The organism is Bacillus sp. NPDC060175 (assembly GCF_042728695.1).
Classification (GTDB): Bacteria; Bacillota; Bacilli; order Bacillales; family Bacillaceae_G; genus Bacillus_A.
In genome coordinates this window covers 1-9,023 of sequence record NZ_JBHWYR010000121.1, presented here as the reverse complement: position 1 = coordinate 9,023, position 9,023 = coordinate 1, and the positions used below count along the sequence as shown (strand labels likewise).

The 9,023-nt window shown below is 37.4% G+C and carries 9 protein-coding genes; 1 reads left to right on the top strand and 8 read right to left on the bottom strand.

The annotated features are described in order from the left end of the window. Window positions 1–184: 184 nt before the first annotated feature. Together ACFWDE_RS28685 and ACFWDE_RS28680 are read right to left on the bottom strand one after the other, a co-directional pair. A complete protein-coding gene (locus ACFWDE_RS28685) occupies window positions 185–1,156 on the bottom strand; it encodes an HD domain-containing protein (RefSeq protein ID WP_377896163.1) in 972 nt (323 codons plus the stop codon). A gap of 133 nt (window positions 1,157–1,289) precedes the next feature. Next, a complete protein-coding gene (locus ACFWDE_RS28680; protein WP_377896162.1) occupies window positions 1,290–2,396 on the bottom strand; it encodes a metallophosphoesterase in 1,107 nt (368 codons plus the stop codon). A 34-nt stretch (window positions 2,397–2,430) separates the two neighbouring features. Here ACFWDE_RS28680 and ACFWDE_RS28675 point away from each other — a divergent pair, with 34 nt between their 5' ends. Continuing rightward, entirely contained in the window at window positions 2,431–2,622 is a 192-nt protein-coding gene (locus tag ACFWDE_RS28675) for a TetR family transcriptional regulator (RefSeq protein ID WP_377896161.1), read from the top strand. A gap of 197 nt (window positions 2,623–2,819) precedes the next feature. On the opposite strand, the gene ACFWDE_RS28670 is transcribed toward ACFWDE_RS28675, so the two are convergent. From ACFWDE_RS28670 to ACFWDE_RS28645, 6 genes are all read right to left on the bottom strand, one after another. Continuing rightward, entirely contained in the window at window positions 2,820–3,893 is a 1,074-nt protein-coding gene (locus ACFWDE_RS28670; RefSeq protein ID WP_377896160.1) for a sulfate/molybdate ABC transporter ATP-binding protein, read from the bottom strand. Window positions 3,894–3,905: 12 nt separating this feature from the next. Then, entirely contained in the window at window positions 3,906–4,763 is an 858-nt protein-coding gene (cysW, locus tag ACFWDE_RS28665; RefSeq protein ID WP_377896159.1) for a sulfate ABC transporter permease subunit CysW, read from the bottom strand. Between the two features lie 11 nt (window positions 4,764–4,774). Then, entirely contained in the window at window positions 4,775–5,602 is an 828-nt protein-coding gene (cysT, locus tag ACFWDE_RS28660; RefSeq protein WP_377896158.1) for a sulfate ABC transporter permease subunit CysT, read from the bottom strand. A 21-nt stretch (window positions 5,603–5,623) separates the two neighbouring features. Then, the gene (locus ACFWDE_RS28655) at window positions 5,624–6,679 is read right to left on the bottom strand and encodes a sulfate ABC transporter substrate-binding protein (RefSeq protein ID WP_377896157.1); all 1,056 of its coding nucleotides are present in this window, start codon (window positions 6,677–6,679) and stop codon (window positions 5,624–5,626) included. A gap of 349 nt (window positions 6,680–7,028) precedes the next feature. Further along, complete coding sequence (locus tag ACFWDE_RS28650) at window positions 7,029–7,280, bottom strand: hypothetical protein (RefSeq protein ID WP_377896156.1); 252 nt, start codon at window positions 7,278–7,280, stop codon at window positions 7,029–7,031. Window positions 7,281–7,404: 124 nt separating this feature from the next. Then, the gene (locus ACFWDE_RS28645) at window positions 7,405–8,937 is read right to left on the bottom strand and encodes a fatty acid--CoA ligase family protein (RefSeq protein ID WP_377896155.1); all 1,533 of its coding nucleotides are present in this window, start codon (window positions 8,935–8,937) and stop codon (window positions 7,405–7,407) included. Between the last annotated feature and the right edge of the window lie 86 nt (window positions 8,938–9,023).

Here is a 9,023-nt window from a genome sequence, read left to right as displayed (position 1 = left end):
CATTAAAAATTAGTACTTTTTTCACAAATTATTTTCAACGAAAAACTTTTCAGCAGTTATTTCCTTACCATAAAAGGTATTTTTCTGGTAAAATAAAAAGGTCTCGTAAAAATGTAACACATTTCTATACGAACAACCCTTTAAAGCGAAAAGGTGTCATCATAATTGATGACACCTTTTCCTTTTAAATCACTTTCACATACATTCCTCTTACCGCTTTTTCATAAGCGATATCGCTCATCTGTCGTATTTTTTCTGATACGACAGACGACTGAACGATTTTCCCTTCACGAAGTAAGGGCGGGTCAATGAGACGCACTTTATTTTTCTGATATAGATCATACTCATTTCTATCTTCTTTTACTTCTATACTTGGATGAACTTTTCTTAATAAAGCATCTACTTTTTGATCTTTACATAGCTGCAATTTCGTAATAAGCTCATGATCTTCAAGAAGAAAATCATCTGGATGGATTACCTTTTTATAAAGAGCTAACTTTAACGTTTTGGCTAACATATCATTTCCATAAATATTAAGTGGTTTCATAAAGAAGTCGATTACTTCTTTGTAATACGTCTTCGTAAACCATTCAGCAATCTCGATATTTTGAAGAACCATTTTCCCATTAACTGCGATTAAATCATCTAAAAAATTTTGAGCTTCTTCTAAAGAAATATATCCATATGTATACATATCTCTCAATGTATAATCCACTCGGTCTGCACATAATTCTGGCGCAGATTTTTCAAGTAATGTCCACTTCGAATCATCTAACAAAATTTCTTCATAGTTATAACCATGTTTTGAAAGAATCGCCGGGATTTCCGAGTTTTTCAAAACAGAGCTAAATATTTCTTCATGATAACTTTCATTTTTATTATCAAAAACATAATCAATCACATGAGAAAAGGCAGTATGCGATACATCATGCAGTAAACCAGCAATCTGTTCTTCTACTGAACCACCTAGTTTTTTAATTAACAACATCACACCAACTGAATGATCAAAGCGCGTTACATCCCATTTCTCGTTCATTAAATAACTTGCTCCGGCTTGATGAACCCCTTTCAGCCTTTGCACAGGTTTACTTAAAATTAACTCTTCTAGCACTTTATCTACTTCAAACTCACCGTATATAACATCTGATATGATCACTTATAATCCCCCTTTTCAAGCAGAGTCTTCTTATAGTATCTCTTTTTTCAGAGAGTAAATAAAGAACTTCACTCGAATATTTTGTGCCTTTAAATTAAAAAATAGAGAGCACTCAGCTCTCTATTTCACATACCTATTCAAACGTAACTTCCACCTGCACAATCTCAGATCTACTTCCAAGTCTAAGCGGTGGTCCCCAGAATCCAAATCCAGAAGAAACAATGGCGTGGAATGCACCTTTTTGTACGTATCCCCAGTCTAGTTCGTACATTCTTCTCGTCACAATATGATTCGGCGCCATTTGTCCGCGGTGCGTGTGACCGGATAATAGTAAATCGACGCCGGCATCCGCTGCTTGTTTTAATTCAAATGGTTGGTGATCCATTGCGATAACAGGAAGCGATTTATCTACCGTACTCATTAAATTTTCAAAACTTTGACGATCACGCTCTGTTTTATCCCTTCTTCCGACGAGATAAAAATCATCTTCAATTGTAATGACCTCATCTAAAAGAATACGAATATCAATCTTATCCATCTCTTGTAAAAACTCCGGAACAGCTCGGCCGTAATATTCATGGTTTCCTAACACACCATATACGCCTAATGGAGCTTTCATCTGTTTCATGATTGGACCCATATTTTTTTGAATGAACACACCTGGATGATCATCTATAATATCACCAGGCAGTAAAATAATATCGGGCTCCATTTCATTTACATGATGGACAAGTCTCTTTAAATGCGACACACCAGACAATTTACCGAAATGCATATCAGAAGCCATCGCAATGCGTAAACTTTTACGCCCTTCTACCTTTTTCGGTATATGTACATCATACTTTCTTACAACCGGGCTATACGCATTAAATACCCCGTATGCGAAGATAAAGAAAAATACGAGTAAAGTGACTGCCCCTGTCCAAATAATTGCCGTGTCTTTCTCTATAGAAAACTGTAAAAAGAAGACTGCAATATCGGCTAATGGCAATAACATGAGCGCATATTGTATAACCGCAAACCAAATCGAACCGACCGTTCGTAAAAATGGCAAAAACTTAAACACTTGCACGAGAATGTACGCATATGAAATAAATCCGACTACAAAAGCGTAGTATCCCCAAGATTCCCAGCCAAATACCGCATGAAGCCAAACCCATCCGTTCCAGCCGATGTAAAACATAAGTAGTGTGTATACAATTAACATAGTAAATATATTGAAATAACGAAGATTCTTCACAGCCAGCCTCCTTATTGATTTCTTCTATTATATCTTGTTATGCACGTTTAACGTAAATATTAAGCACATCAATCTTCACAATAAAAACATTGATAAGCACATCGTTTTAAAATTTTTAGGTACTGCTGTAATAGGCATTTTAGAATCTTACGTATTAGACGAAATTGATAATGATGTTGAATATGTTGCGAAGCAGGTTGGGGAATTGATGATGAGGAATATATAATGGCTGTAAAAAAATGCACTCAATAATTTGGATGCGTTTTCATTCTCAACGTGGAAACTCCATGTTTTGCGGATTTTTATTTTAACCGATAATACGTTCGGAAAGATACTATATAATATTCATCGGTAAAATGCCCTACTATGAACAGAGAAAAAATAAAAAAACAAACCGCCACTTAGATGGCGGTTTGTTTTTCTTTAAATCACAAAATCCTCCGGAATAAACACCTTCACTTCTTTCGGATGTACGTATACAAACTCACCCGTTTGAATGTTAAGCTGTCTGAACTGCTCTTTACTAATTTCTGCTTCTAAATATTCTTCTGTTCCGTCGCGCTTCAATTCTACATATACGACAGGACCAACTGCATGTGAATATGTTACTTTCGCCGGGATGGCGTCTACACTTTGTTTCGTACGAGAGATTGATAGATGATGTGGTCTTACGTATCCCACTCCGTCTACATTTGAGACGTGCTTATGCTCTGGTGCTTCTAGCTCCACTGATCCTACATTTAGCTTACCTTTATGAACACGACCGTGAAATAAATTCACGTTTCCTAAAAAGTCATATACGAACGGACTTGCCGGTTTTTCATACACTTCTTCCGGCGTTCCCATTTGTTCAATGCGCCCTTCATTCATTACAACGATGCGGTCCGCAACGTCTAGCGCTTCTTCTTGGTCATGCGTTACGAATACGCTCGTAATTTGAAATTCGTCATGTAGTTTCCGGAGCCATCTTCGTAATTCTTTCCGCACTTTCGCATCAAGTGCACCGAACGGTTCGTCTAGCAATAAGATTTTCGGTTCGACTGCAAGTGCCCGGGCTAGTGCGATACGTTGACGTTGTCCACCAGATAATTGCGCTGGATAACGTTTTGCGAAACCATCCATTTTTACTAGTTTCAATAGTTCTGTTACTTTTTCTTCTATTACTTCTGCTGAGGGCCTTATACTTTTCTTTCTTACTTTTAAACCGAAAGCGACATTTTCAAATACATTCATATGTTTAAAAAGTGCATAGTGCTGAAAAACAAAACCAACTTGCCTGTTTTTCACGTGAATATTTGTTAAATCTTCTCCATCAAATGAAATAGAACCTTGATCCGCTTCTTCTAGCCCTGCAATAATTCGTAATAACGTCGTTTTCCCAGAACCTGATGGGCCTAATAAAGCAACCAGTTCACCTTTTGGAATATCCAAATGAATGTCTGTCAGCGCTTGAAATGTACCATATTGTTTTGATACATTTTGAATTTGAATACTCACCGCATTCACCCCTTATTGTCGTTTTTCCATTCTCCATTCAATCCAGTTTTTTATAACGAGCGTAAAAACTGCGATGAGTGACATTAAAGTCGCCACAGCGAACGCTGCTGAAAATTGATATTCATTGTACAAAATTTCAATATGAAGCGGCATTGTATTTGTCATGCCGCGCACGTGACCAGACACAACGGAAACGGCGCCGAACTCACCAATAGCCCGGGCATTACATAAAATCATGCCGTATAAAAGGCCCCATTTTATATTAGGTAATGTAACTCGCCAAAACATTTTCCAGCCACTTGCGCCAAGTGATAGAGCTGCTTCTTCTTCACTCTTCCCTTGCGCCTGCATAACCGGGATTAATTCACGCGCAACGAACGGAAACGTAACAAAAATCGTCGCAATGATAATACCAGGGACAGAGAAGATGAGCTTTATCCCGTGTTCCAATAACCATCCGCCAAGAGCCGCACGAGGTGTGAAAAGTAAAACGAATACTAATCCTGCGATAACTGGTGATACAGCAAACGGCAGTTCAATAAGAGATAATAATACTTGCTTTCCTTTAAACTGAAACTTCGTAATAAGCCAAGCTGCCGCTATTCCGAATATCGTATTAAGCGGCACAACGATTAAAGCAACGAGAAGCGTTAATCGAATCGCTGAAAATGCTTCTTGATCTGTTACGGCGGCAATATATACATCAAGCCCGCGTTCAAATGCTTTCATAAAAATTGTCACGAGCGGCAGTAATAGAAAGAGAGATAAAAATAAAACTGTTATCGTAATGAATAGAATTGGTACCAATTTAGATTCTTTTTTAGCTGACATACTTTTTACTATTTTCTTCTCTACTAATGTTGGTTCCATTTTCTCCCCTCCTATTCGCTTTTCAGTTCATGCCTTCTGCTCCAAGTTTGAATCATATTAATAAGTAGTAGGAAAAGGAGAGAAGTAATAAGCATCACAGCCGCTACAGCTGTTGCTCCTGCGTAATCATATTGTTCTAGTTTCGTCATAATCATAAGCGGTGCAATTTCTGTTTTCATCGGCATATTACCAGCAATGAACACGACAGATCCATATTCCCCTAATGCCCGCGCAAAGGCGAGTGAAAAACCAGCAAGTAGAGCCGGGAATATTTCTGGCAAAATGATTTTCACAAATATTTGGAAGCGTGACGCCCCTAAACTAGAAGCTGCTTCTTCTACTTCTTTATCAATACTTTGCAGTACTGGCTGCACCATTCGGACGACAAATGGTAAGCCAATAAACGTCAGTGCAATAATAATTCCTAGCTGGGTAAAAGCTACTTTTATATGAAACACACTAAATATTTTTCCAACCCAGCCGTTTTCCGCATATAACGTTGTAAGTGTAATACCAGCTACAGCAGTCGGAAGAGCGAATGGTAAATCGATTAGTCCGTCTAATAACCGTTTCCCTGGAAATGTGTAGCGAACGAGTACCCAAGCAATTAATAAACCGAAAATGGCATTTACGATTGCCGCTGCAAGTGAAGTTGTGAAACTTACTTGATAGGAATGCAAAACGCGCTCACTCGTTATAACTTGTGCGAACTTCTTCCAGCCTAGCTGCGAAGTTTGAATAAATACGATAGAAAGTGGTATAAGTACGAATAAACTCATATACAGCATTGTAAATCCAAGAGATAATCCAAACCCTGGTAAAACACGCTTCTTCCTCATATAACGTCACCTCATCCCCCCTTATTTTTTATACATTTGATCGAATACGCCGCCATCATTAAAATGCTTTTCTTGCGCTTTTTTCCATCCGCCAAATAACTCATCTACTGTAAATAATTGAACTTTTGGAAATTGTGATGCGTACTTTTCTGCTACTTTTTCATTACGAGGGCGATAAAAGTTTTTCGCCGCAATTTCTTGCCCTTTTTCTGAATACAAATACTCAAGATATCCTTCTGCTACTTTTTTCGTTCCTTTTTTATCAACTACTTTATCTACAACAGCTACTGGCGGTTCCGCAAGTATACTAATCGAAGGCGTTACAATTTCGAATTTATCTTTTCCAAGTTCTTTTTGTGATAACAACGCTTCATTTTCCCAAGCAATTAACACGTCACCAATTCCTTTTTCAACGAAAGTCGTCGTTGCCCCGCGTGCTCCCGAATCTAGTACTTCTACGTTTTTATAAATTTGACTGACAAACTCTTTCGCTTTATCTTCACTATTGTTATATTTCTTCAGTGCGTATCCCCATGCACCTAAATAGTTCCAACGTGCTCCTCCAGATGTTTTCGGATTTGGTGTAATGACAGACACACCTTTTTTCGTTAAATCATCCCAGTCTTTAATCCCTTTCGGATTTCCTTTTCTCACAAGAAATACAATCGTTGATGTATACGGAGTAGAATTATCCGCAAGTCGCTTCTGCCAATCTTCTGCTAGTTGTTTCTTCTTACTAATTGCGTCAATATCATAAGCGAGCGCTAGTGTTACAACATCTGCTTCTAAACCGTCAATGACCGAGCGCGCCTGACTTCCAGATCCCCCATGTGATTGTTTTACATTTACTGTCTGACCATGCTTCTCTTTCCAATACTTCGCAAAGTCTTTATTAAAATCTTGATACAACTCACGCGTCGGGTCATATGAAACATTTAAAAGTTCAACTGTCTTCTTATCTGTACTTCCTTCAGAGTTACTAGTGGATGTTGCCGAACCACAACCCGACAAAAAAACAAATGCTGATAATAAAACACCTGTACTTTTCATTAATGCTGTCTTACTCCACTGTTTCATATATAAAGCCCCCTTAGTTTGTACAATAGAAAAAGGCCCACAATCTATTCACAAAAGTGAACGTTGTGCGCCTTCAGTTTCTCTGATGAGCTTCTATTGTATTCTGTTTGATTTCTTTTTATTTTAATTCCGCAATTCACATGTGTCAACTTGGAATTTCTAATTATCGCTTCTCGGGGGCTTATACAAATATCCCTAACTATTCCCTTTCACCATCAACAACAAATATATGAATAAATCTTTTTTAATCATTATCAATATGAAATTTCCTTTTATATTCATTTATCCATCATAACTATCATATTGATAATGATTATCAATTGGGCGGAAAAATAAAAGCCAATCTTTTTTATTTTCTACATAAATACGCTTTCCGGTTATTTTTAAACAATAAATAATGAGCCGTATGCACTTTTCTCTCTAAATAGTCCAACGAATACGTACTCGATGGATCAACTAAATCCCCAATCGCTCCTGAAAGGTGATCAATTACCTTTTGCAATGTTTCTAAGTTCTTCTTCTCACTCTCCATATTCATTTCATCCATAATGTCACAAATAAGATATTGCACTTTCCGTAAGCGTAATTCCTTCTGCTCCATACATATCCCCTCCGTATTAGTCATATTACGTTTTAAATATATGGACTTATAGCTTAGTCAATTCTAAAAAACAAAAAGATATCCACCTCAAAACATGTAGTCATAGAGATGAATATCTTTATTTTTATACTTGCAATGCCTTCTCTCTCAAAGCTCTTCGCAGTAACTTGCCAGTTGTATTCTTCGGCAATTCTGTTAAAAACTCAATGCTCTTTGGTACTTTATATTTCGCTAAATGTAACGTGCAATAATGCATCAGCTCTTCTTCTGTTACGCTCGTTTGTTTCAGAACGACGAAAGCACGCACTGCTTCTCCTAAGTTTTCATCAGGAACACCGATTACGACAACTTCAGCTACCGAATCATGAGTATATAATACTTCCTCTACTTCACGAGGATATACGTTATAACCGCCAACTAAGACAATATCTTTTTTGCGATCGACGATATAGAAGTAACCTTCTTCATCCATTTTCGCTAAGTCTCCTGTATATAGCCAGCCATCTTTAAGTGTCGCCGCAGTATCTTCTGGCGCATTATAGTAACCCTTCATAACGTTAGGTCCGCGAACAATTAACTCCCCAACTGCACCAACAGGTACTTCTTCCCCAAGTTCGTTCACAATTTTATTTTCTACGTGCCAAATATTTGTACCAATCGAACCTGGTTTACGAGGACGGTCTAACGGATTAAAACAAGTAACTGGTGATGCTTCTGATAAACCGTATCCTTCTGAAACGATAACGTCAAAACGTTTTTCAAAGTTTTTCAGAAGCGCAACAGGCATTGACGCACCACCTGAAATACAAAGGCGAAGTGTCTTCACATCTTCTGCACTTGCTTCTTCAAATAAATATAAGTAATTGTACATTGTCGGTACACCCGCAAAAATCGTTGGTTCATATGTACGACAAATACGGAATACTTCTTTCGGACTAAACTTCGGTAACATTAAAATTGTCGCACCATTAACAATCGGTGCATTTACTGCGACTGTTAAACAGAACACATGAAACATCGGTAGTGCCGCAACGACGCGATCATCAGCAGTATATTGTAAATATGATGCAACATCGCTAGCGTTACTATATAAATTTTTATGTGTTAACATAGCGCCTTTTGGCTTTCCAGTTGTACCTGAAGTGTATAAAATAACAGCTACATCTTCTTCATCTAGTTCAGGACCCTCGTAAGTTAAATCTCCAGTTCCTACAAAACTAGTAAACGTTTTCATTTTTTCGGTTTCTATATGGTTAAAATCTGATGAGGTTTCGCATATGATGATATTTTCAAGTGAAGGAAGTCTTGTTGTAAGAGATTGTATAACAGGTAGAAGGACGTCGAGTACGATGATTGTTTTTACATCTCCATTTTGTAAAATGTAATGCATTTCGTCTGCTGTATAAATTGGATTAATCGGAATGACAGTTGCTCCGGCTTTCATCGTTCCGTATAAACCGACTAAAAAATGTGGTGAATTTCCAACAGCTAATGCGACATTGTCCCCTTTTCCAATGCCCATTTTTGCTAAATTGCTAGAAAACCTAGTGACCACTTTGTTTAATTGGTCATATGAGACCGACTGATCCATAAATATGTATGCCGGTTTATCCCCCTTATTTTTTGCTGTTTCAGCCAAAGATTGAACGAGATTCACACAAATCCCACCTTTATAAAATTTAGAATATTTAAAAATTCTAAATTAATTATATTAAAAGAAAATTAAAGTAGCAAGTGATATTC

Coding starts and splice junctions, on each gene's coding strand:
- cysT (WP_377896158.1), bottom strand. CDS start 5,602: ATGAGGAAGAAGCGTGTTTTACCAGGGTTTGGATTATCTCTTGGATTT.
- ACFWDE_RS28655 (WP_377896157.1), bottom strand. CDS start 6,679: ATGAAACAGTGGAGTAAGACAGCATTAATGAAAAGTACAGGTGTTTTA.
- cysW (WP_377896159.1), bottom strand. CDS start 4,763: ATGGAACCAACATTAGTAGAGAAGAAAATAGTAAAAAGTATGTCAGCT.
- ACFWDE_RS28650 (WP_377896156.1), bottom strand. CDS start 7,280: ATGGAGCAGAAGGAATTACGCTTACGGAAAGTGCAATATCTTATTTGT.